The 23689-nt window shown below is 64.8% G+C and carries 14 protein-coding genes, 2 tRNA genes and 1 pseudogene; 5 read left to right on the top strand and 12 right to left on the bottom strand.

All coding sequences use genetic code 11. The annotated features are described in order from the left end of the window. Positions 1–12 precede the first annotated feature (12 nt). Complete coding sequence (locus ACLLJI_RS11745) at positions 13–3432, bottom strand: isoleucine--tRNA ligase (RefSeq protein WP_434612455.1); 3420 nt, start codon at positions 3430–3432, stop codon at positions 13–15. Positions 3433–3822: 390 nt separating this feature from the next. On the opposite strand from ACLLJI_RS11745, the gene ACLLJI_RS11750 reads away from it, so the two are divergent. Beyond that, positions 3823–4896 (top strand): endonuclease/exonuclease/phosphatase family protein, encoded by a 1074-nt coding sequence (locus tag ACLLJI_RS11750; RefSeq protein WP_434612457.1) that lies wholly within the window; start codon positions 3823–3825, stop codon positions 4894–4896. A 135-nt stretch (positions 4897–5031) separates the two neighbouring features. On the opposite strand, the gene ACLLJI_RS11755 is transcribed toward ACLLJI_RS11750, so the two are convergent. Further along, positions 5032–6507: a glutamate--cysteine ligase gene (locus ACLLJI_RS11755; RefSeq protein WP_434612459.1), complete on the bottom strand. Its 1476-nt coding sequence runs from the start codon at positions 6505–6507 to the stop codon at positions 5032–5034. A 458-nt stretch (positions 6508–6965) separates the two neighbouring features. Here ACLLJI_RS11755 and ACLLJI_RS11760 point away from each other — a divergent pair, with 458 nt between their 5' ends. Then, the gene (locus tag ACLLJI_RS11760; protein WP_434612461.1) at positions 6966–9014 is read left to right on the top strand and encodes an acyltransferase family protein; all 2049 of its coding nucleotides are present in this window, start codon (positions 6966–6968) and stop codon (positions 9012–9014) included. A 134-nt stretch (positions 9015–9148) separates the two neighbouring features. Here ACLLJI_RS11760 and ACLLJI_RS11765 read toward each other — a convergent pair. Further along, a pseudogene (locus tag ACLLJI_RS11765) lies at positions 9149–9951 on the bottom strand (SDR family oxidoreductase). A 316-nt stretch (positions 9952–10267) separates the two neighbouring features. On the opposite strand from ACLLJI_RS11765, the gene ACLLJI_RS11770 reads away from it, so the two are divergent. Next, entirely contained in the window at positions 10268–11899 is a 1632-nt protein-coding gene (locus ACLLJI_RS11770) for a DUF222 domain-containing protein (protein ID WP_434612463.1), read from the top strand. Between the two features lie 132 nt (positions 11900–12031). Next, on the top strand, positions 12032–14680 hold the full coding sequence (valS, locus tag ACLLJI_RS11775) for a valine--tRNA ligase (RefSeq protein WP_434612465.1): 2649 nt from the start codon (positions 12032–12034) through the stop codon (positions 14678–14680). 90 nt (positions 14681–14770) lie between these two features. Here valS and ACLLJI_RS11780 read toward each other — a convergent pair whose 3' ends face one another. The 6 genes from ACLLJI_RS11780 to ACLLJI_RS11805 form a co-directional block, all read right to left on the bottom strand. Continuing rightward, positions 14771–15343: a mycothiol-dependent nitroreductase Rv2466c family protein gene (locus ACLLJI_RS11780; protein ID WP_434621495.1), complete on the bottom strand. Its 573-nt coding sequence runs from the start codon at positions 15341–15343 to the stop codon at positions 14771–14773. A 281-nt stretch (positions 15344–15624) separates the two neighbouring features. Then, a complete protein-coding gene (clpX, locus tag ACLLJI_RS11785) occupies positions 15625–16914 on the bottom strand; it encodes an ATP-dependent Clp protease ATP-binding subunit ClpX (RefSeq protein WP_434612467.1) in 1290 nt (429 codons plus the stop codon). A 186-nt stretch (positions 16915–17100) separates the two neighbouring features. After that, complete coding sequence (locus ACLLJI_RS11790; RefSeq protein ID WP_283560842.1) at positions 17101–17772, bottom strand: ATP-dependent Clp protease proteolytic subunit; 672 nt, start codon at positions 17770–17772, stop codon at positions 17101–17103. A gap of 52 nt (positions 17773–17824) precedes the next feature. Beyond that, positions 17825–18421 carry an ATP-dependent Clp protease proteolytic subunit gene (locus tag ACLLJI_RS11795; protein WP_283560923.1) on the bottom strand — a complete coding sequence of 199 codons (597 nt, stop codon included), beginning with the start codon at positions 18419–18421 and terminating at the stop codon, positions 17825–17827. A gap of 385 nt (positions 18422–18806) precedes the next feature. Then, on the bottom strand, positions 18807–20210 hold the full coding sequence (tig, locus tag ACLLJI_RS11800; RefSeq protein ID WP_434612470.1) for a trigger factor: 1404 nt from the start codon (positions 20208–20210) through the stop codon (positions 18807–18809). A 79-nt stretch (positions 20211–20289) separates the two neighbouring features. Then, positions 20290–20362 (bottom strand) — tRNA-Pro (locus tag ACLLJI_RS11805). Between the two features lie 198 nt (positions 20363–20560). On the opposite strand from ACLLJI_RS11805, the gene ACLLJI_RS11810 reads away from it, so the two are divergent. Continuing rightward, positions 20561–20634: transfer RNA gene (locus ACLLJI_RS11810), tRNA-Gly, on the top strand. A gap of 149 nt (positions 20635–20783) precedes the next feature. On the opposite strand, the gene ACLLJI_RS11815 is transcribed toward ACLLJI_RS11810, so the two are convergent. The 3 genes from ACLLJI_RS11815 to ACLLJI_RS11825 are packed head-to-tail and all read right to left on the bottom strand — an operon-like array spanning position 20784 to position 23429. Then, positions 20784–21881, bottom strand: coding sequence for an Fpg/Nei family DNA glycosylase (locus ACLLJI_RS11815; RefSeq protein ID WP_434612472.1), 1098 nt, complete (start codon positions 21879–21881; stop codon positions 20784–20786). A gap of 3 nt (positions 21882–21884) precedes the next feature. After that, positions 21885–22367 (bottom strand): ribose-5-phosphate isomerase, encoded by a 483-nt coding sequence (locus tag ACLLJI_RS11820; RefSeq protein WP_283560845.1) that lies wholly within the window; start codon positions 22365–22367, stop codon positions 21885–21887. A 42-nt stretch (positions 22368–22409) separates the two neighbouring features. Further along, positions 22410–23429: a hypothetical protein gene (locus tag ACLLJI_RS11825; RefSeq protein ID WP_434612475.1), complete on the bottom strand. Its 1020-nt coding sequence runs from the start codon at positions 23427–23429 to the stop codon at positions 22410–22412. Positions 23430–23689 lie beyond the last annotated feature (260 nt).

The raw sequence follows: 23689 nt of genomic DNA on the forward strand, positions 1-23689 counted from the left end.
TGTCAGCTCCGCTCATTGTGCCGCCGTCCGTTCAACCGTGACTGTCGTGTCGATATCTCCGGGCACCAGTTCCAGCGCCAGGGACAGCGTTTCCCTCCGGACCAGGCCCGCGTTGGCATGTAGCGCATCGATGACGTCCTGCGGACCTGACACCGTGGTGACGATCCGGTCGCTGACCCTAAGGTCGGCATCCTTGCGGGCCTGCTGGATGGCACGGACCAGGTCCCGGGCCGTACCCTCGGCCTCAAGCTCCGGAGTCACCTCGGTATTGAGGACCACGAAGCCACCGCCGGGCAGCATCGCCACCGCGGCGGAGGTCCCGTCCGCTGACTCGGCGACCACCGTCTCCAGCGTGTACTCCTGCTGTTCCAGCTTCAGCCCTCCTGCAGTGACGACGCGGTCCGCGCTGACGGACCAATCGCCGGATTTGGCGCCCTTGATGGCGCGCTGAACGTCCTTGCCCAGCCGCGGACCTGCCGCGCGGGCGTTGACCACCAGCTTTTCCTCAATGCCGAACTGCTCCGGCGCGGCGCCGGCACGGTCCAGCAGCCGCACGGATCGGATATTGAGTTCATCGGCGATGACCGCGGCGTGCCCGGCAAGTTTCTCGGCCGCGGGGGCGACGACTGTCAGTTCCTGCAGCGGCAGGCGGACCCGCAGTTTCGCGGCCTTACGCAGGCTAGAGCCGGTCGAACAGATCTGCTGGACCCGATCCATCTGCTCCACGAGTGCAGCATTCGCGCCGAAGAGCGCGGCGTCCGGCCAGTCCGTCAGATGGACCGAACGGCCCCCGGTGAGACCGCGCCAGATTTCTTCGGTGACCAGCGGCAGCAGGGACGCGCCCACGCGGCAGACGGTTTCGAGCGCCGTGTACAGCGCGTCGAACGCGTCATGGTTTTCGTCGAAGAACCGCTGGCGGCTGCGCCGGACGTACCAGTTAGTCAGCATGTCAAGGTAGCCGCGCAGGGCATCGCAGGCCCCGGAAATGTCATAGCCGTCCAGCATGGCCGTGACGGTGCGCACCAGATCCCCGGTGTTGGCCAGCAGGTATTGGTCCATCGTGTCGGTGTAACCGTCGTAGCGCAGCGCCGCCTCGTAGCCGGCCCCGTTACCGGCCGCGTTGGTGTACAGCGTGAAGAAGCTGTACACGTTCCACAGCGGCAGAATGACCTGCCGGACCCCGTCGCGGATGCCCTGTTCGGTCACGATCAGGTTTCCGCCACGCAGGATCGGGCTGGACATCAGGAACCAGCGCATGGCGTCCGAGCCGTCGCGGTCCAGCACCTCGGAAACATCCGGGTAGTTGTGCAGGCTCTTGGACATCTTCTGCCCGTCGGAGCCGAGCACAATGCCGTGGCTGATGACGTTCCGGAACGCCGGCCGGTCAAAGAGTGATGTGGAGAGCACATGCAGCATGTAGAACCAGCCGCGGGTCTGCCCGATGTACTCCACGATGAAGTCCGCCGGGTTGTGGGTGTCGAACCAGTCCGCGTTCTCGAACGGGTAATGAACCTGCCCATAAGGCATCGAGCCCGAATCAAACCAGACGTCCAGCACATCCTCCACGCGCCGCATCGTGGACTGGCCCTCCTCCGGCGTCCGAGGATCGTCCGGGTTGGGGCGCGTCAGCTCGTCGATGAACGGGCGGTGCAGGTCAATCCGGCCCTCCTTGTTCAGCGGCAGGCGCCCGAAGGCGGCATTGAGCTCTGCCAGCGATCCGTACACCTCCGTGCGCGGGTACTCCGGGTCGTCGGACTGCCAGACCGGAATGGGGCTGCCCCAGTACCGGTTGCGGCTGATGGACCAGTCGCGGGCGTTCGCGAGCCACTTGCCGAACTGGCCATCCTTGACGTTGCCGGGGATCCAGTTGATGTCCTGGTTCAACTCCACCATCCGGTCCCGGAACGCTGTGACTTGGACGTACCAGGAGGACACGGCGCGATAGATCAGCGGGTTGCGGCAGCGCCAGCAGTGCGGGTAGCTGTGCTCATAGCTGGCCTGCCGCAGCAGCCGTCCGTCGGCGCGCAGCACGCGGGTGATCGGCTTGTTCGCCTCGAACACCTGCAGCCCCACGATCCCGTCCAGATCGCCGCCGGCAAACAGCGGCAGGAACCTGGCGCCGTCGTCCACGGACAACAGCACGGGAATGCCGGCCTGTTCGCAGACCTTCTGATCGTCCTCGCCGTAGGCGGGCGCCTGGTGCACAATGCCGGTGCCGTCCGTGGTGGTGACGTAATCGGCCAGCAGAATGCGCCACGCATTCTCCGTGCCGTATTTCTCCGTGTCCGCGAAATAGTCCCAGAGCGGCTGGTAGGAAAGACCCGCCAGCTCCGCGCCCCGGAACGTTTCGGCGACCGCTTCAGCCGCAGCGGCTGCGGCGTCGGCCCCCTCACCATAGCCAAGGTCTTTGGCATAGGAGCCCAGCAGATCCGAGGCGATCAGGAAACGCTGACCGGGCCTGTCACCACCACCGTTCACCGTCCCGGTCCCGCTCCCCGCCGGTCCGCTGTCCCCGCCAGGCTGCCCGGTGGATCCTGCCGGCGTGGCCCACAGCTCGGCCAGCGTTCCGTGCGGGCCCGCCGGCACGACCACATAACTGATGTCGGGGCCGACGGCGAGGGCAAGGTTGGTGGGCAGCGTCCAGGGGGTGGTGGTCCAGGCGAGCGCCAGAACACCAGCCAAGCGCCGGGAGATTTCCGACTCCCCTGTCGTGAGCGGGAAGGTAACCGTCACGGTCTGGTCCTGGCGCATCTTGTAGACGTCATCGTCCATACGCAGCTCATGGTTGGACAGCGGGGTTTCGTCCTTCCAGCAGTAGGGCAGCACCCGGTATCCGCTGTAGGTCAGGCCTTTTTCGTGCAACTGCTTGAACGCCCAGAGCACGGATTCCATGTACTCGACGTTGAGCGTCTTATAGTCATTGTCGAAGTCCACCCAGCGCGCCTGGCGGGTGACGTACTCCCGCCATTCGCCGGCGTATTTCATCACCGAGGAGCGGCAGGCATCGTTAAACTTGTCGACGCCCATCGTTTCGATCTGCTTCTTGTCCGTCATGCCAAGCTGCTTCATCGCCTCCAGCTCCGCCGGCAGGCCGTGCGTGTCCCAGCCGAATCGGCGTTCCACCCGCTTACCGCGCTGCGTCTGGTAGCGGGCCACCAGGTCTTTCACGTACCCCGTCAGCAGGTGACCGTAGTGCGGCAGACCGTTCGCGAAGGGAGGGCCGTCGTAGAAGACGAACTCGTTGCTGCCAACTGCCTGACCGGCGAGGGCGGAGTCGCGGCGATCGATGCTGGCCTGAAAGGTGCCGTCCTCGGCCCAGTATTTGAGGATCCGCTCCTCGATCTCGGGGAAGCGGGCGGCGGCGGGAACGTGCGCGGTGGCAGCCCCGGCCGGAGCGGCGGAGGCGGAACTGGCCTTCGGGTAGTGGGTCATCTCATCATCCTGTGGGAAAAGTGAACAATACTGCATTCAGGATGCGAGGACGGCGCCCGTCCCGGCTTCGCTGCGATTGCTCGCCGCCACCAGGACAGATACCGCGGTACCACCTCACTTACCGCAGCCCGCGGTACCAAGGTACCTGCCGGCGTCGGCCGCTCATTGCTGCTGTGACGGGCTTACCCGTCCGGTTCTACCGATTCCCGCGCCGTGGTCCGCGCCGAAAAGTTCTTCCGGAAGCTCCCCGGTGATGGCCGGATCGATGCTGGTCTACACAGTCTAGGCGCCGGGCGGGAAAACTTCCTACCGGCCCGTTGTCCGGGCGGCGCGTTGGTGCGGAAAGGGCGCGCCTTCCCTCGCCTTCGCGCGTGCCGTTATGCTGACGCAATGAAGCGCCAGACGACGGCAGCGTTACCAGAGGCGGCCAGGCGCCGGCGCGCAGCGTCGTGGACGGCGGTGGCCATTCTGCTCGGGCTGCCGACGGTGTTGCTGACGCTTGTGCGGCTGGTCCCGGATGATCTCGGCACCCCGTGGGTCCAACTCGTCACGTTCACGCCGTATTCACCGCTGCCGCTCACCGTGGCCGCGGCGGGCGCATGGATGACTTTCAGGCGGAGCCGGGCTGCGTTTCACCGCGTTCTTGCCGGCATTTTTGCCGCCACCCTGGTGCTGCAGCTGTGTTGGCTGGTTCCCCGGTTCGTCGCGCATCCCGTCAGCACGGCAGGGCCGTTCCTGACCGTGATGTCCATCAACGCCCGCGACGCGAAGGCCTCGCCGGAGGATATTGTGGCCTCGGTCCGCCGGTACAAAGTGGACGTTCTGGTGGTCGTGGACCTGAACCGCTATCTGGCACGCGATCTGCGGAACGCGGGACTCTCCCTCGAGCTGCCGCAGAGCGACGTCCGTCCCGTTCCCGGCGGCAGCGGCCTGTATTCCCGCTTTCCACTGCGCCACGAGGACGCACCCGTTCCGGAGGACAACAGTCTGCGCCAGGCAACGGTGCTGGTGGAGAATGGGGGCTCCACGATTCCGGTGCTCTTTTCGGCAGTCCATATCACCTCACCGCGGCCGCATCAGACGGACGAGTGGGCCCGCACCTACCGGCTCGTCAGGGACGCGGCGCGCCCGGGCACGCCCCAGGTGATGCTCGGGGATTTCAATTCAACGATTGACCATGCCGGCTTCCGGGATTTGCTGGCCGCTGGATTCACGGATGCAGGATCCGGAACGGGGCAGGCGCTGGTGCCGACGTGGCCGTTCGGAGCGGTTGTCCCGCCCTTCGCCACCATTGACCATGTGCTGAGCAGCCCGGACCTCCCTCCCGCTTGGTACACCACCGCGCCCATCGGGGGCAGCGATCACGCGGCCGTTCTGGCCCGGCTGAGCCTGGCCGACGGGGGAATCTCCTGGCGGCGAACGACGGATGAATCGTCCTGGCGGCTAACCCTGCCGCCCGGTTGAAAGTACTGCCGCCCGCTTGAAAGTACTGCCGCACCTGCAAGAAGAGCAGCGCCCCCGCTTCACGTGGGGTTCAGCAGGTGCGCTGGTCTTTTCCGGGTGCGTCAGCCCCGGTACCGGGGTCTGTAGCTGCGCGTGCTAGACCGGTTCCCATTCATGCACGGGCTGATTGCTGTGCATCCGCGCGGAGTACGTCGCGGTCATCGCCGCCAGCGCCTCGCGCCGGCTCAGCCCGGCGGCCTCCAACCGACGGACCGCATCCAGCATCCAACGCGCGCCGTTTTGTCCGCTGACGGTCCGCTCGCGCAGCACGCCCAGGTACCTCTCGACGCACGCCGCATCCACTCCCAGGCGCCGGAGTCCCTCGCCCGCCATGGGCAGCAGCCGGCGCATCAGCAGCTCGTCCACCGGTACGTCCCCCACGCCGGGCCAGTAAACCGTGGCTTCGAGGCCGTCCCGGGCACACACCCCGAAATTGTCGTGGGCCGTCCGGAACGCCATGCGGGACCAGACCGGCCGTTCGGAACCGCGCAGCATTTCGACAAGTCCATAGTAGAAGGCGGCGTTGGCCACGGTATCCAGCACCGTGGGACCTGCCGGCAGCAGCCGGTTTTCCACGCGCAGGTGCGGAGACTCTCCCCTCGGCTCGAAGATCGGACGGTTCCACCGGTAGACAGTGCCATTGTGCAACCGCAGTTCGTGCAGCGACGGCGCTCCGCTCTCCGTGGGCCCGGCCTGCCCGCTCTCCTCCGCCAGTTCCGGCAGCAACGCCGGGAAGTAGCGCACGTTTTCCTCAAAGAGATCAAAAACGGAGGTGATCCAGCGTTCGCCAAACCATACTCTCGGACGCACGCCCTGGTTGCGCATCTCCGGCGGCCGGGTGTCGATGGCCTGCTTGAACACCTCGACCCGGCTTTCCTGCCAGAGCAGCTTCTCCATGAAAATGGGGGAATTTGCCGCCAGTGCAACCTGCGGGCCGGCGATGACCTGAGAGGCGTTCCACGCGGCCGGGAATTCTCGGGGAGAGACCTGAAGATGCAGCTGGACGCTGGTGCAGGCAGCCTCCGGTGCCACACTTTGGGCGTAGAACCGCAGGGCTTCAATGCCCCTGATGTCCAACAGCACGTCCTCACCGCGGGCCTGCAGCACGGAGTTGTTAAGCGCTGCGTAGCGTTTCTCCGGACTCATCCAGTTCTCGTCGTCCAAAAGCTCCCGGGTCAGGGTCGGCAGGATCCCGACCATCACAATCCCGGCACCTGCACGCGCGGCCCGCTTCTCGGCCTCGTTGAGCTCGCGGCGCAGCCCGTCCTCCAGCGCGCGCAGGCCGCCACCGGCGATCCGCAGAGCCGGATGGTTCAGCTCAATGTTGTACGCGCCGATTTCCGTCTGAAACGCCGGATTGGCAATCTCACCCAGGACGGCCGCATTGCGCAGCGTGGGGGCGAAATGCTCATCCACGAGGTTGAGCTCCAACTCCAGGCCGATCGACCGGTCATCGGCAAAATGCGCCGTGACCAGAAACTTGTCAAACGTATCCAAATTCTCCAACAGCCGCTCACGATAGCGCGTGCGCTGTTCACGGCTGAACGTCCCGGACTTTACCTCTGCACCCATGACTGAGGCTAACCACAGCAGACCCCCGCTGCATAGAGGAAACGGCATATTTCGCAGCGCTCCTCCGGGACCCTCAGGTGGAGATCTGGCCCTTCAAACGCCCCACCGGTAGCGGGAGATCTCCCCCGTTACCGGAGTTCCCAGCCTGACGCTTCTCGTTGGTCGGAGCAACCGGGTACCCAGTAACAAGCACATGCCAAAACCGCCGGTCCCGCGGCAACGGTATCGTCTCCCGAGTTCGCCGCCGCTGTGCTTCAACGCCGGTTGACAGCTTATGCAGGCCCCCTCTGGCGTTCCTGCCTGTGGTCCGCCCCTGCCACACGTAACAATAGGTCAATTCAACGCGTCCCCGGGGCTTCTACCCGGTTTCGTCACCGAGGCCGTTTAGCCTTGATGAGAGAGCCGACACAGTGATCCGGTTCGACAGCAGGGCAGTAAGGATCCGGGGGAGAGTGAGCATGGAAAAAGGCGTTCTCAAGCAGTCGGTACGGAGGCAGGGGCAGATCGGGGACAAGATTCGGTCTGAAACCGGGCGTATCAATGGTCTGGACGGGTTGCGCGCCATCGCTGTGCTCGCGGTCTTGGTCTATCACTTGCACGCGGGTTTGCTGCCGGGCGGGTTCCTTGGCGTCGATGTGTTCTTCGTCGTTTCCGGCTTCCTGATCACGAGCCTTTTGCTGCGTGAGTTCTCGACGACCGGCCGGATCTCGATGAGGCAGTTCTGGCTGCGCCGGGCGCGCCGTCTGCTTCCGGCCCTGATGGTGGTCGTCATGGCGAGCACCGCGCTCGGATTCCTCATTGGCCGGGACCTGCTCGTCGGCATCGGCCGCCAGACGCTCGGAGCGGTGACGTTCTCGAACAACTGGCTCGAAATCGCCGCCGGGTCCAGCTACTTCGCCCATACGTCACCCCAACTGTTCGCCAATTTCTGGTCCCTAGCGGTGGAGGAACAGTTCTACATTCTGTGGCCCTTCGGATTCCTACTGCTCATGCGCGGCGTCACCAGACGCCGAACACGCACCGGCATTGCTGCTGGATGCGCAATTGCATCCGCCGCATTGATGGCTGGCCTCTATGTCCCTGGCACCGACGCCACCCGCGTCTACTACGGCACCGATACGCACGCCTTCGGCTTGATGATCGGCATTGCCTTGGCCTTCGCGTGGTCCGGCGGAACCGGGATGAATCTGAGCCGTCCAAACTGGCGGCAGCGCCGCGTCTTTGTGGGCCTGGGCGCCCTCGCCCTGCTGATCGCCTGCATGTTCGTCGTGGACGCGGCTTCCCGGTTCACCTACCGAGGCGGAATCTTCCTGACCTGCGTGTGCACGGCGATGCTGATCCTGACCTTGCTGGAGGGAACGGGTCCGCTGCAGTCCATGATGAACCATCGGGCGATGACGTGGATGGGCCAGCGCTCCTACGGCATCTACCTGTGGCACTGGCCGGCCCTGCTCATTTCTGATGCGCTAATCCCACAGGCCATTGGCACTGCGGGATGGTGGTTTGCCCGGATCATCGCGCTGGCTTTCACCCTCGTGGTCTCCGCACTATCCTTCAGGTATGTGGAGCAGCCCGTTCGCAAGCTGGGCTTCCGGGCTGCATTGGAGGCAGCAGTTGCGGCGGTGACGCGCGGAGGCCGGAAGTTCGACGGCGCCAAACTGGCCGCCGGTCTCGGTGCCACGCTGGTGCTGCTCGCCATCGCGGGAATTCTCACTGCCCCGGCAAAATCGCAGGTGCAGGCTTCACTGGAACGCAACCAGATGATCGTCTCCGATTCGAAGGCGGCCGCCAACCATCCCGCAGCCTCGGCCTCGGAAGCTGCTCCGACTACGGAACATGCTTCGCCGTCGGAAACAGCGTCTCCGTCCGGAGATGCCGCGCTGGCGGATAACACATCCGCCCCGACGCCGGCCGCGACACCGGTGGCGGACAAACCCTCGGTGCCGCCATTCGCGTCCGGCGCCCCGATGGCGTACCCAACGGGTGAGGAGGTCATCGCCATCGGGGATTCCCTGGTGGTGACAAGTGCGGACGGACTACGCGACCGGTTCCCCGGCATGTCCTTCGACGCCGTGTCTAATCGGCAATGGCCCGACGGCGTCGCTACGGTCGGCGCCCGGATCGCCGACGGTAGCATGCGCCGGGCGGTTGTTCTTGACTTCGGCACGAACGCCGGTGTTTCGGATCCCTCAATGGTCTCCAAGGTATTGGACTCACTCGGCCGGGACCGCATGGTCGTCCTCGTCAATCTTTACGGGGCCAGCCCGTGGGTACCGGACGCGAATAAGGTTCTCGCGGACGCCGTGAAAGACCGTCCGAACGCCATCATTGCCGACTGGAACAAGGCGATTTCCCAGCGACCGGATCTGCTTCAGCCGGACCAGATCCATCCCGGAATTTTCGGGGCACACCTGTACGCAGACACCATCAAGAAGGCATTGCATGACCTCGCCGTGCGCAGCGGCGGGACGGTACCGGCCGACTATGCGATCGTCGATGACTACTGACCTGAAAATAGGGTGACCACGGTCGGTGAGATGCGCCTGGTTTTGGTTCATGCGGTGAGTGATTACCCGGTTTTTTTGGAGTGGTTCGGCGGTGACGATGCCCCGTTGCCACCGCCGGCGGGCCTTCAGGCGGATCAGGACCGCCGGATGACCTTATGCGCGGCGGCCTGGGCCACGGGCGGATCACGATCTGGTCCAGGTTGATGTGGTGTGGAAGATTCAGCGAGTAGCCCACCACCTCGGCGACATCGTCGGCCGTCAGCGGCTTCGCCACACCGGCGTAGGTCTTCCGGGCCGCGTCCTTGTCTCCGGCGAACCGGTTCAGCTCGAATTCCTCGGTGCGCACCAGGCCCGGCAGCACCTCGATGACCTGCAGGTTGTTCTCCACTTCCTCCAGCCGCAGCGACTGGGTCAGCGCGTGCTGGGCGAACTTGGCCGCGTTGTATCCGGCGCCCCCTCATAGGCCTCAAGGCCTGCGGTGGAGGTGAGATTCAGCACGGTGCCTTCGCCGTGCGCGCGCAGGACCGGCAGGAACGCCCGGATCGTCTTCATGGTCCCGAGCACGTTGACCCGGTACATCCAGTCCCAGTCGTCCTGTTGGGCGGCGGCCACCTTGTCCGCTCCGCGGGCGCCTCCGGCGATGTTAACCAGCGTGTCCAGACCACCGCGGCCGGTGACAAACACCCGCAGCCGCTCCACGTCGTCGTCGTCCGTCACATCTGCGGTGAACGGCACAGCACCAGTTTCGCCAGGCCAGGGCCTGGAGCTTCTCCGTGCGGCGGGCGACGGCCACGACGTCCCAGCCGGTGGCGCGCAGATTCCGGACGGTCGCGGCGCCGATGCCGGAACTCGCCCCGGTCACAACGGCGAGCCGGTGCGGCACCGGTGCAGCAGCTGTGGGAGGAACGGTCCGGCTTGTTTCGGACGGTTCAGTCATGCCCCCAAGCCTAGCCCGCGCAACCCACCACACGGCTTTTGGTGTGGTGGGCAAGGCGACGGCGCTCAGCGCGGAAGGTCATTTGCAGGACCGATTGATCGATAGGGACACTCCATTACCGGCGCCATGAATCCAATCCTGCATTCAGATCTCGATGAACCGGGATCCGAATGCGGACAGGCACCGCGCTCAAGGCCGCGCTTTCCGTTTCGTTGAAATCCATGCAAAAAAGGATTCTGTTTTTTCTTTTCCACGGGTGGGGTTTGGGGTCGTTTTTGACGGTCATTTTGTCGGACCCCTCTGGTTGACTTTAGGTATGGAGACACCGGAGGCGCAGGAGCATTTCGGCGGGGACGGTCACCCCGCCGGTGCGGGGGCGTTGCCCGGTGCGTGGTCCATGGCGGCGATCGTGGGCGCCGATCCCTCATCGTTGGCGGCGTTGCTGGGCCGTGTGGCGGTTGATCAACTCGATTTCGACCAGGGAGTGGCGGTGCTGACCGGGGCAGCGAGAACCCGCAACTGGCTCGACGCCCTCGAGGCCAGATTGTTGGCCCGGCTCAAGGACCAGGCGCTGAACGGGATCCGCACCGGTGACACCGGCCCCACCCAGGCCCACCTGAACCTGGCGGAGTCCGTGGCCATCATGGAAGCGGCGACCACACTCAAACTCTCCGAGGGCCAAACGCATAAACTCCTCGATACCTCCTGCGCCCTGGTCGACACCTTCCCGGCAACCCTGGCCCTGATGGAAACCGGGGCCCTCTCCCAGCCTTGCGCCGCCGTCCTGGTCGACCAGGGCCAGGGACTTGACGCCGCGGGCAGGGACATCTTCGAGACCCGGCTGCTCGAACGAGCCCCGGAACTGACCCGGGACCAGCTCAACGGCCGGGCGCACCGGCTGCGGTGCAGGCTCGACCCGGAATCCCTGAGCGTGCGCCACCGCAGGGCCCTAGCCGGACGGCGGATTTACCTGTCCCCGGGACCGGACGGGATGGCGTGGCTACATGCCCTGCTCCCGGCCGAGGCCGCGTTCTCCGCCCATAACCGGATCACCGCGGCCGCGGCCACCCTGCAGGGCCCCGACGAGGAACGCACCCCGGCCCAGCTGCGCGCCGATGTCCTCACCGACCTGCTCATCAACGCCGGGGTCAGCACGCTGGGCGCTGAAACCGTCCAGCTCCCCGAACCGTGCGGGAGCGCTCCGTCCAGAGGCGCGTTGCCGCGCTACCTGATCCGGCGGCCGGCCCCGAATCCCGGCCCGATCCCGGCCACAGGTCCCCGGATCCCGGCATCCCCACCCCATTTCCACAAGGACCAGCCCCCCGCCGGACACCCGCGCCCGGGCCGCTACCTACGCCCCGGCGCCCCCACCACGGCATCACACAACAGCCCGCCACCGGGGACCAGCCCACCACCGGGGACCGGTCCGGACCTGGGCCGGGAGAAGATTGACTACCGTAGGATCAAGGCCGAGGTATTCATCACCGTCCCGGTCTGGACCGCGATGGGTAAATCCGACGAACCCGGATATATGGAGGGCTACGGACCCATCCCAGCCGAGACCGCCCGCAGGATTACCGCCGAACAACCGAGCTTCTACCGCGTCCTGACCCATCCCCACACCGGAGCCAGGCTTTCCGTGGGCCGAACAGCCTACCGGACCCCGGCCGATATACGCCGCGAAAACCGGCTCCGCCACCCCACCTGCGAATTCCCCGGCTGCCTGCGCCTGTCCCGGAACTGCGACAACGACCACATCTTCGACTGGTCCAAAAACGGTGTCTCCAGCGGCACCAACACCGGACCCAAATGCGGCCCCCACCACCTGATCAAACACAAGACCGGATGGGCCGACACCCGCCAGCCCGACGGCTCCCTGAAATGGCTCTCACCCGGCGGCAAAATCTACACCACCCGCACCGACGACCTCGACATCGCCCCCTTCTGAGAGACGCCCCCTGTCCTCACCTATCGGACGCTCTGATTGCAGCTCTGCCCGTCACCAGCCGTCCCGCCTGAATCCCGGATAGTCCGTGGTCCGTGGTCCCTGGCCGAAGACAAACATGAAAGAATCTACGGTATGGCAGACCACATCCCGGGCACAGACACGCCCGCCACGACTTCGTCCAATGTTCCCGAGAAACCCGCATTGGAGGGGCTTGAAGCAGTCCTGAGCAAGCGCTGGCGTGAGGAGGGAACCTATAAGTTTGACCGGAACACCAGCCGGGAGCAGGTCTACTCGATCGACACTCCCCCGCCGACGGCCTCCGGATCCCTGCATGTAGGACATATGTTCTCCTACACCCAGACCGACGTACTGGCACGTTACCAGCGGATGCGCGGCAAGAACGTCTTCTATCCGATGGGCTGGGATGACAACGGGCTACCGACCGAACGGCGTGTACAGAACTATTACGGAGTCCGCTGCGACCCGAAACTGCCCTACGAAGCCGGTTTCACGCCGCCGGCCCAGCCGGCGAAGAATGAGCGCGACTTCATCCAGATCTCGCGGCGCAACTTCATTGAACTCTGCGAGGTCCTGGCGGTGGAGGACGAGAAGGTCTTCGAGGACCTGTTCAGCACCTTGGGGCTGTCGGTCGATTGGGAACTCACCTACCGCACCATTGATGATGCCTCCCGCGCCGTGAGCCAGCGCGCGTTCCTGGCCAACCTGGCCGCCGGCGACGCGTATATGGCCGAGGCCCCCACGCTCTGGGACGTCACGTTCCGGACCGCCGTGGCGCAGGCCGAGCTGGAGGACCGCGAGCGTCCCGGCGCCTTCCACCGCGTCGCGTTCCACCGGCACGACGGCGAAAAGGTCTTCATCGAGACCACCCGCCCGGAGCTGATTCCGGCCTGCGTTGCCCTGGTGGCGCACCCGGATGACGAGCGCTACCAGCCACTCTTCGGCACCACTGTCACCTCCCCGCTGTACGGCGTCGAGGTCGAGGTCAAGGCGCATCCGCTGGCCAAGCCCGACAAGGGCTCCGGCCTGGTCATGGTCTGCACGTTCGGCGACCTGACCGACGTCACCTGGTGGCGCGAGCTGCAGCTCCCCACGCGGGCGATTGTGGGCCGTGACGGGCGCATTCTGGCCGACACTCCGGCATGGGTTAAGGGCGACGGCGTCGCTCATTACGAGGCGCTGGCCGGCAAGACCACCTTCAGCGCCAAGGAGACGGTGGTCGCCCAACTGCGCGACAGCGGCGATCTGGACGGCGAACCGAAGCCGATCACGCATACAGTCAACTTCTATGAAAAGGGCGACAAACCACTGGAAGTCGTCACCAGCCGCCAATGGTATCTGCGCAATGGTGGCCGGGATGCGGACCGGCGTGAACGTCTGACCGGCCGGGGCACAGAAGTCGCCTTCCACCCTGCGTTCATGCGCTCGCGCTATGAGAACTGGGTGCAGGGGCTCAACGGCGACTGGCTGGTGTCGCGGCAGCGCTTCTTCGGTGTGCCGATTCCGGTCTGGTACCCGCTCGACACCGCCGGCAATCCGGACTACGAGCAGCCGATCCTGCCCGCGGACCAGGCGCTGCCCGTCGATCCGGCTGCCGAACCGGCCCCCGGTTATGAGGAGGCACAGCGCGATCAGCCCGGCGGATTCACCGGGGATGCCGATGTGTTGGACACCTGGGCCACGTCCTCGCTGACCCCGCAGATTGTGGGCGGCTGGAGCCGGGACGAGGACCTCTTCGCGAAAGTCTTTCCCTTCGACCTTCGCCCGCAGGGCCACGATATCATCCGGACCTGGTTGTTCTCCAGCGTGGTCCGGGCCGATGCCCTGCAGGGGGTTGCAGCGTGGAAGCACGCCGCCATTTCGGGCTGGATCCTGGACCCGGACCGCAAGAAGATGTCCAAGTCCAAGGGCAACGTGGTGGTTCCCACCGATGTTCTCAAGGACTTCGGCTCGGACGCGGTGCGTTATTGGGCGGCTTCGGCCAAGCTCGGCGCGGACACTGCCTACGAGATCGGCCAGATGAAGATCGGCCGCCGGCTGGCGATCAAGCTGCTCAACGCCTCGAAGTTTGTGCTGAATCTGGGTGCCACCGAGGCCTCGGTACTCACCAGGACTTGGGCGGCCGGTGACCATCCAGTGTCCAATCCGTTGGATGCTGCGCTGCTCGCTCAGCTGGCCGACGTCGTCGACCAGGCAACGGCGGCGTTCGAGACCTACGACTACGCCCGGGCGCTGCAGCTGACCGAAACGTTCTTCTGGTCCTTCACCGACAATTATGTGGAACTCATCAAGGACCGTGCCTACGGCGCTGCCGGTGACGTGGAGCAGGCATCCGTGCTCGCGGCCCTCGCCACCACCTTGGACGCACTACTGCGGCTGTTTGCCCCGTTCATCCCGTTTGCCACCGACGAGGTCTGGTCCTGGTGGCGCAAAGGGTCTGTGCACCGTGCACCGTGGCCGGCAGCCTACCGGCCCGCAACCGGCGCTGCGGGCGAGAGTGCCGGTGACATCACTATGCTGGCCACCGTCGGTGCGGCCCTCAGTGGGATCCGCAAGGCCAAGTCCGAGGCCAAGGTTAAGCAGCGCACAGAAGTCCTCAGCGCGACCATCGGCGCGCCGGCCGGTGCGCTGGCCCGACTGCAGGCAGGGATCGGCGACTTGAAGGCCGCCGGCAACGTCCGCGAACTCACGCTGATTGAGGGCGCCGAACTGTCCGTCGACGCCGTGGTCCTCGCACCGGCCGAAGAGCCCGCCCAGGCTTAACCCACGCATCGACTAGGCAGTAGATGTCGTTCTCAGGCTCGAGAAGGACATCTACTGCGCAGTCGATGCGGTTTATGGGGCTAAACGGGCCTAACCGAACTGCGGGCTCTCCGTCCGGGTGCGCTTGATTTCAAAGAAGTATGGAAAGCCGGCCAGGGTGACCGTGGCATCCCAAAGACGCCCGGCATCCTCGCCACGCGGTATGCGGGTGATGACGGGGCCGAAGAATGCCGTCCCGTTGAAGGAAACAACCGGCGTTCCGACGTCCTGCCCGACCAGGTTGATCCCTGCTTCGTGGCTGGCACGCAGCTGCGCGTCGTAGCTGTCCTTCGAGGCATAACCGGCGAGGTCGGCCGGTAACCCTACCTCGGCAAGGGACTTGGAAATGACCTGATCCAGATCCTCAATGCCTTCGTGATGGATCAGCGTGCCCATGGCGTCGTAGAGCGGCTTGACCACCTGGTCGCCGTGGAGCTCTTGGGCGGCGATGACGACCCGGACCGGTCCCCACGCATTCTTCAGGAAATTCCGGTAGTCCTCCGAAAGCCCGTCGCGCCCATCGTTGAGGACGGCAAGGCTCATCACGTGCCACCGCGTGCTGATCCGCCGAACCTTCTCCACCTCGCCGATCCAGCGCGAGGTGGCCCAAGCGAACGGACACATGGGATCAAACCAGAAATCAGCTGTATCGGTTCCGGGGTTGGCAGCACTGGCAGCTTCGGTCACAATTATCTCCTCGTCGGATGGTGGCGGGCAGGCAAACGCTTGTATCCCACCCGGTTAAGAACAACCTTTCAGGACAACGTATTCCGGCGTGCCGCGATTCCCCGTGCGGCGGGCCGGCTGTCATTTTCCGAAGGCGACTGCGCGGAATGCCCAAAGTCGTCTGTCCCAAAGTCGTCTGTACTGATGCGAAGCGCGGGGCCAAAAAAATCGAGACCGGATCAGGCGGATTTATTGCGGCGCTTGGCCACCACATCGTGCGGAATCAGCGTGGGCTCGGCCGACTTGTTGACCACCTCGGCGGTGATGACCACACTGGCAATATCGTCCCGGCCGGGCAGATCAAACATCACCGGCTGCAGCACTTCTTCCATAATGGCCCGCAGCCCGCGGGCTCCGGTTCCGCGTTCCAACGCCTGGTCGGCAATGGAATCCAGTGCGTCGTTTTCAAAGACCAACTCCACGCCGTCGAGCATAAACATCTTCTGGTACTGCTTGACCAGGGCATTCTTGGGTTCGGAAAGGATCTGGATCAGGGCCGGCCGGTCCAGGTGCGAGACCGTGGTGATCACTGGAAGGCGGCCGATGAATTCGGGGATGAGCCCGAACTTGAGCAAATCTTCCGGCATCACATCGCCATAGCTGGCTTCCTCGCGCTTAAGCGCACTCAGCGGGGCGCCGAAGCCGATCCCCTTCTTGCCAGCCCGCGAGCCGATGATTTCCTCCAGCCCCGCGAAGGCCCCAGCCACGATGAACAGCACGTTGGTGGTATCGATCTGGATGAATTCCTGGTGCGGGTGCTTGCGGCCGCCCTGCGGCGGGACCGAGGCAACGGTTCCCTCGAGGATTTTCAGCAGTGCCTGCTGAACTCCTTCACCGGAGACATCCCGGGTGATGGACGGGTTTTCGCTCTTGCGTGAAATCTTGTCGATCTCATCGATATAGATGATGCCCTGCTCAGCCTTTTTGACATCGTAGTCGGCGGCCTGGATGAGCTTGAGCAGGATGTTTTCGACGTCCTCGCCGACGTAGCCGGCTTCCGTCAGCGCGGTGGCATCGGCGACGGCGAACGGCACGTTGAGCCGGCGGGCCAAGGTCTGCGCGAGATAGGTTTTACCGCAGCCAGTCGGTCCGATCAGCAGGATATTGGATTTGGAGAGTTCGACGTCTTCGTGGGCGCCCCCCTCGGCCAGGGCATTGCCCTTGGAACTACGACCGGCTTGGATCCGCTTGTAATGGTTGTAGACCGCCACTGCCAGCGAACGCTTGGCGGGCTCCTGCCCAATTACGTATTCCTGCAGGAAGTCAAAGATTTCACGTGGCTTGGGCAGTTCAAAAGTGCCCAGATCCGCCACCTCGGCCAGTTCCTCTTCGATGATTTCGTTGCAGAGTTCAATGCATTCATCGCAGATATAGACGCCCGGGCCGGCGATGAGCTTCCGGACCTGCTTCTGGCTCTTGCCACAAAAAGAACACTTCAGTAGATCAGTGCTCTCGCCCAATCGAGCCATCTGTGTTTCCCTTTCGTGTCTGGCACAAATACGCTTCCGGCCCGTCGCCGGACCTGCAGCCGGTGCGGTCAATCAAGCTCCCCACCATGCCTCCACTCTAAGCCACAAAGCCCGTCATGGCCGGAAGCCAAACGCCGGGGCTGCGCACTTTTTGTCCGCTGCCCCGGCGCGCGGGATGTCCCGCCGCTATTTGGTGATGGCCTGCGGTTTGATCTTCCGCGGTGCCAGCACCTCGTCGATCAGACCGTATTCCTTGGCTTCCGCCGCGGTGAGGATCTTATCCCGCTCGATGTCGTTGTTGACCTGCGCCGGCGTCCTGCCGGAGTGATGGGCCAGCGTCTCTTCGAGCCAGGTCCGCATGCGCATAACCTCGTTGGCCTGGATTTCAATGTCCGAGGCCTGGCCGCCGTCGCCGCCGGACAGCGCCGGCTGGTGGATCAGAACGCGGGCGTTGGGCAGCGCCAGGCGCTTGCCGGGGGCACCGGCAGCCAGCAGGACCGCCGCGGCGCTTGCCGCCTGGCCCAGGCACACGGTCTGGATCTCCGGACGAACAAACTGCATGGTGTCATAAATGGCGGTCATGGCTGTGAACGATCCGCCCGGCGAATTGATGTACAGCGTGATGTCGCGGTCCGGATCGGTTGACTCCAGCACCAGCAGCTGCGCCATCACATCGTCCGCCGACGCATCATCGACCTGCACGCCGAGGAAGATGATGCGGTCCTCAAACAGTTTGGTGTACGGATCCTGGCGCTTGAAACCGTAGGGCGTGCGCTCTTCAAACTGCGGCAGCACGTACCGGTCCGTGGGCATATTGGCGGCGAAGCCACCCGCTGACGCTCCGAAATTGTAGGTCATGATTCTCTAAGCTCCTGAAGTAAGTGGGGACGGCGTTGGACGGTCGGTTGGGCTATTCCTGTGCGGTACCGCCACCACCGGAGACGCTTCCCGCATGAGCTGCGATCTTGTCGAAGAAGCCGTATTCCAGCGCTTCCTCCGCCGTGAACCACTTGTCGCGGTCGTTGTCCTTGAGGATTTTGTCCACTGTCTGACCGGTCTGCTCGGCGGTCAGCTCCGACATGACCTTCTTCATGTGCAGAATCAGCTCCGCCTGGATCTTGATGTCCGACGCGGTGCCACCGATGCCGCCGGAGGGCTGGTGCATCAGGATCCGCGCATGCGGAGTCGCATAACGCTTGCCCTTGGTGCCCGAGGAGAGGAGGAACTGGCCCATCGAAGCGGCCAGACCGGTCGCCACAGTGACCACATCATTGGGAATGAATTTCATCGTGTCGTAAATCGCCATGCCCGCGGTCACCGAGCCGCCGGGCGAGTTGATGTACAGGAAGATGTCCTTGTCCGGATCCTCCGCCGAGAGCAGCAGCAGCTGGGAGCAGATCACATTCGCGTTGTCATCGCGGACCTCGGAGCCCAGCCAGATGATCCGCTCCTTGAGCAGACGGTTGAAGATGTAGTCGTCGCGGCCGGCGGGGTCCGCAGTAGCCATCGTCGGGGCTGTGGTTTGCTGTGCCATGGTGAAATTGCCTCTCGCTCGTGATTGCGTGCCGGTTCCACAACTACGGAAACGAGGCACTGTCATCACTGTTATCGCTGAACGTCTCTGCTGAACATCTCTTCTTGGACAGTAGCCGTTTCGACCGACATTTTGTTTCGTGAAACCGTACTGTTCGCTGACGGCGCATCGTGGCCGGCAGGGCGCACGACGCCGCCGCACACCGGCTTAAAGCGCGGCGCCGCCGGTCCCCATAGGAACCAGCGGCGGCCGTCTTTGCTGCCATGCAGTTTCGGCTTTGATTCGGCTCCCACGCCGACGGCCCGGATCAGCCGTTCTTCAAAGCGGCGGAATCACGCCGCTGGTGGCAGGGCGCCCGTCAGAAGCGGGCCGCGCCCGGATCGTCGACGGCGGGAGTCTCAGTGACATCTTCGGCCTCGGTGGAGTCGACCGCTTCCAGCTCGGCGTCTTCCACCGTCTCCGACTCGGCGTCGCCGGCGCTGACAAAGCTGCTCAGGTCCACCGCGTCGCCGTTGGTGTCAGTGACCGTGGCCTGGGCCAGGACGGCCGCCAGCGCCTTACGGCGGCGCACCTCAGCGACAATCATCGGGACCTGACCGCTGGAGTCAAGCATCTGCGCGAACTGGTTCGGCTCCATGCCGTACTGGCTGGCCGAGGAAACGATGTAATCGATCAGCTCGGGCTGGCTGACGCCGATTTCCTCCTTGTCCGCGATGGTATCCAGGATGATCTCGTTGCGGAACGCACGCTCCGTGTTGGACTTAACCTCTGCGCGGTGCTCCTCGGTGTCGTGGTCTTCGCCGCCGTGGCCGCCTTCACCGTTAAAGTGCTGCTCGATCTGGTCGGAAATGACGGATTCGGGCACCGGAACATCGATCAGTTCGATGAGCTTGTCCAGGACCTTGTCCCGGGCCTCGATGCCCTGATCAACCGTCTTGGCTTCGGCCACCTGCTTGGCCAGGTCGGCGCGCAGCTCGGTCATGGTGTCGAACTCGCTGGCCAGCTGCGCAAAGTCATCGTTGGCCTCGGGAAGCTCGCGCTCCTTGACGGAGCGGACCGTCACCGTGACCTGGGCCGCCTCGCCGGCATGATCTCCGCCGGCCAGTTTGGTGTCGAACACGGTCTCTTCGTCAACACTGAGTCCGGCGACTGCGTCATCGAGGCCCTCGAGCATAGTTCCGGCGCCCACCTCGTAGGACAGGCCGGAAGCCGAATCCACGTCTTCGCCGTCAATCTTTGCGGCAATGTCAATGGAGAGGAAGTCCCCGGTGGCAGCCGGGCGGTCCAGCGGCTTAAGCGACCCAAACCGGCCACGCAGTTCGTTCAGGGCCTTCTCGAGGTCCTCATCTGCGGTCTCGGAGGCCTTCACCTCAACTTCGATTCCGCTGTAGTCCGGCAGCTCAATCTCCGGACGGACATCGACCTCGACGTGGAACTTCAGTTCCCCGTCGGTCGCACTCGGATCCGGAACTTCGGTGATTTCAACCTCGGGGCGGCTCAACGGATGGATGCCGGCTTCTTCAACGGCGGCCTGGTACCAGCCGTTAAGGCCGTCATTGACAGCTGTCTCCAACACGTAGCCGCGGCCCACGCGCTGGTCGATCAGGCGGTTGGGGACTTTGCCCTTACGGAATCCCGGCACCTGAACCTGAGTAGCAATCGTCTTGTAAGCCTCATCAATGCTGGGCTTCAATTCCTCGAGCGGAACCTCGACATTGAGCTTGACCCGAGTGGGTGTGAGGTTTTCGACGGCGCTCTTCACAGCATGTACTCCTGAATGGTCGATTTGTGAGTGGTGATCAGCAGCAAGTTCCGTCCTGTGTTTCCGGAACAATGCTGAGTCGGGGCGACAGGACTCGAACCTGCGGTCTCCTGCTCCCAAAGCAGGCGCGCTAGCCACTACGCTACGCCCCGTAGTGCACCGGCAAGTCTACGGCCAAAATCCCTCTCATGCACAATCCCCAATGCGGGCGCAGCGCAGAACCGGTGCACATTTGACAGTACCCGCCCCCCGTATGATGTAGTTGTACCCGGCGGAACGCTCCGTCGGCAGGAAAGCGGCCGGGCAGTGCGGCGATACCGCCTTCCTTACTTCCCCTCGGCATCACTCCTGGGGGCGTAGCTTAATGGTAAAGCCTCAGTTTTCCAAACTGATGACGCGGGTTCGATTCCCGTCGCCCCCTCCACACCAGTTTTAACCTCCCCCGGCGGCGCCGGGGGATTTTTTGCCTTCAACAGGAAACGAGGGCGAGCCGCAGAACCATATGCGTATGACCCAGCCACCGGGAGCGGAGTCCGCGTTAGCCCAATCAAGTCCGCGGGAGCCGCGTCTGCGTCAGCACTGGCAGGCCGGGCACCAGTACAATTTCCGGTTCCCTAGTTCCGTCATTGCTACCGGTGTTCGGCAGATCCGGCAGGGCAACCCCTCGCGCTTGTACACATAGTGCGCGTCGCCCACCGCCACCGGCAGGGTCGGCGATGTCCGGTCGGCGGAAGCGGTGGTAATGATCCGTCCGTCCCGGACGCCGTCGCCCATCACGGACAGGATGTCCCGCCACAAGCCGGCAAGCCGCTCCGACGGCAGCGCAGTGCCGGGCAGCCATGGATCGAGGCGCCGCCGGAAGAGCACCTCGGCACGGTAGACGTTTCCCACACCCGCAAGAACCTGCTGGTTCATCAGCAGCAACCCCACCGCCGCCCGGCTGGCACCGGCGCGTCGGACAAACTCCAGCTCGTCGCCGGGACGATTGTGCAGCGGATCCGGCCCCAGCGCCGCGACGGCGGCCGCGGCTTCCACCAGCGTCAGCACCTCGCAGGCGGTGGGTCCGCGCAGGTCCGCCCAGCCATGGTCCGAGACGAGCCGGACGCGCACGGCGCCTTTGGGCTCCGGCGGACCCGCATACGCTGCGGAACCCACGGCTACAGCGGCGGCGGCACCAACGCTGCGTGCACGTCCCGCGGCGGCGGACATGCCCACGGCCGCAGCGGCAGCGGCGGCGGCACCAACGCTGCGTGCACGTCCCGCGGCGGCGGACATGCCCACGGCCGCAGCGGCAGCGGCGGCGGCACCAACGCTGCGTGCACGTCCCGCGGCGGCGGAGGTGCCCACCGAGCCTGCGCCGGCGTCCGCGGCAGGAATCTCCCGCTCCCCGATCCGCCGCGGCGCGCCAATGCTGGACGCCCCCGTGAACGATTCATCCCCGCCGAAGTCCCACGCACCATACAGACCCAGATGCACGCGGAGCACGAGCTCGTTCCCGAAGCTCAAAAACAACTGCTTGCCGTGCGCGGCCGCGTGCTCCAGCACGTGACCGTCCAGCCGTGCCGCTCCGGCGGTGAAGCGCCCCTGTGGACTGGAGAGCCGCAGCCGGTGCCCCGCGAAGACGTCCTGGAATTGGCGTGCAAGCCGATGGACGGAGTGACCTTCAGGCATGCCCTACCGGACAACCTCGCCGGTTGTTTCGTACGCGGTGATCTTGGCGATGCGGCGCACGTGGCGTTCGTCCCGGCTGAATGGCTCCGCCAGGAATGCCTCAATGATCCGCGTGGCCTCGTCGACGCTGTGCTGGCGTCCACCCACCGCGACGACGTTCGCGTCATTGTGCTCGCGGGCCAGTTTCGCCGTGTCCAGGTTCCAGGCCAGCGCGGCCCGGACACCCTTGACCTTGTTGGCCGCGATCTGCTCCCCGTTACCGGAGCCGCCCAGCACAATGCCCAGCGCGTCAACGCCGGCTTCGATGTCCGTCACCACGGCACGGGCAGCGTTGATGCAGAAGGCGGGATAGTCGTCCTGGGCATCGTAAATTTTTGGCCCGTGATCCACCATCTCGTATCCGACGGCACCCAGATACTCGATCAGGTGCGCGCTCAGCTCCATGCCGGCATGGTCGGTGGCAATGTGGATGCGGGAGGGGCTCATGGCATGTCCTTTTCGAGGCTGTATCTGGTTCCGGCTTCCAGCCTACAAGTTTCCCGGACTACCTGACGGCGGCGCTCCCGGGCCCGCTCCCGGTTCCCAGCCGCGGAAACTCCCGTTGAGCAGCGCCGCAAGCGCTTCCGCCCGGTCGGTGTCCGGGGCACCGATAATGGCGGCGGTACCGCTTTCCAGACGGACGACGACGGCGGGACCGCTGGCCGACAGGTAAGACACCGTGCCGCCGCGCCGGCGCAGGCCCCAGCCGCCATAGTCCCGGGCCCGCGTATCCAACGCTGCCGCGGCCTGCACATCGGCGGCCCGGCAATGCAGGGCCGGAACCACCCCGGCTATCAGCACCGTGGCCCCGTCACGATCGGCATCCACGAGTGCCGTCAGGAAAACGACGGCGGCCAGAGCCAGCGCCAAGACCACTGCCCCAAGCCAGGGCAATGCCAGCGCGATCAGCACTCCCGGCAGGGCGCCAGCCAGCAGAATCATGATCAGCACCGAGCTTCGCGGATGCACCCAGTACATCAGCCGGTTACGGGCCAGGGCAGGATCCAGCTCCACCCGCAGCGCCTCCTCGTCGCGCTGCGTCCACTGTTCAGCCGGTTGGTACACCAACGCAATGACCACGCCCAGCGCCAACGCCGCGCCACTGCCCATCGCGAGCACGATCGGATCCGGCTGCGGCCCTGGGTGGCGGCCGGCGCCGGCCTGCGCCACCAAGGTCGAGCCGAACAGGGACGTCAAAAACAGTTCCGCGGTGAACGCGGTCCCGAGCAGGGCCCTTCGCGCGGTACGCGGCAGGGACGTCCTGGCCGCCTGGCTGCCGAAGGCAATTCCCGCCAGTGCGATGCACCCGGCGCTGAACGCCAGATATCCGACGGCGGGCAGCGGAGAACCGCCGAACGGCAGGACCGCCCCGAGCGGGATTTCCCCGCGCAGCGTGTATCCGGCCAGACCAAAACTGATGGCGAGCACCAGCGGGAAAATGATGGCAAACCGCAGCGCCCGGCGGTCGGTCCCCCGATTCTCCCCCGACTCCATGTGCGCTCCCCTCACGATTTTTGCAGCTGTCGTTGCGGCCGTGCCGGATATTCTCCCGTTGGGCCACCGGTAAGCCACCGATTGCGCGGGTAAGCCCAGCCGGTTAGTTCCACCCTAGGCCTCGGAGTGCCCCGGCGGTTATGCCGTCGGCATGACAAATTTGACGCCCTCCCGCAGCAAAAGACATTCAGTGGAACAATGAGTCCACAATGCCGTGGTCCGACACACCGGGGGCATCACCGCCGAACAATGGAGCCGATACTATGTCTGACAAC

The sequence above is a fragment of the Arthrobacter sp. A5 genome (assembly GCF_051131705.1).
Lineage (GTDB): Bacteria > Actinomycetota > Actinomycetes > Actinomycetales > Micrococcaceae > Arthrobacter_M.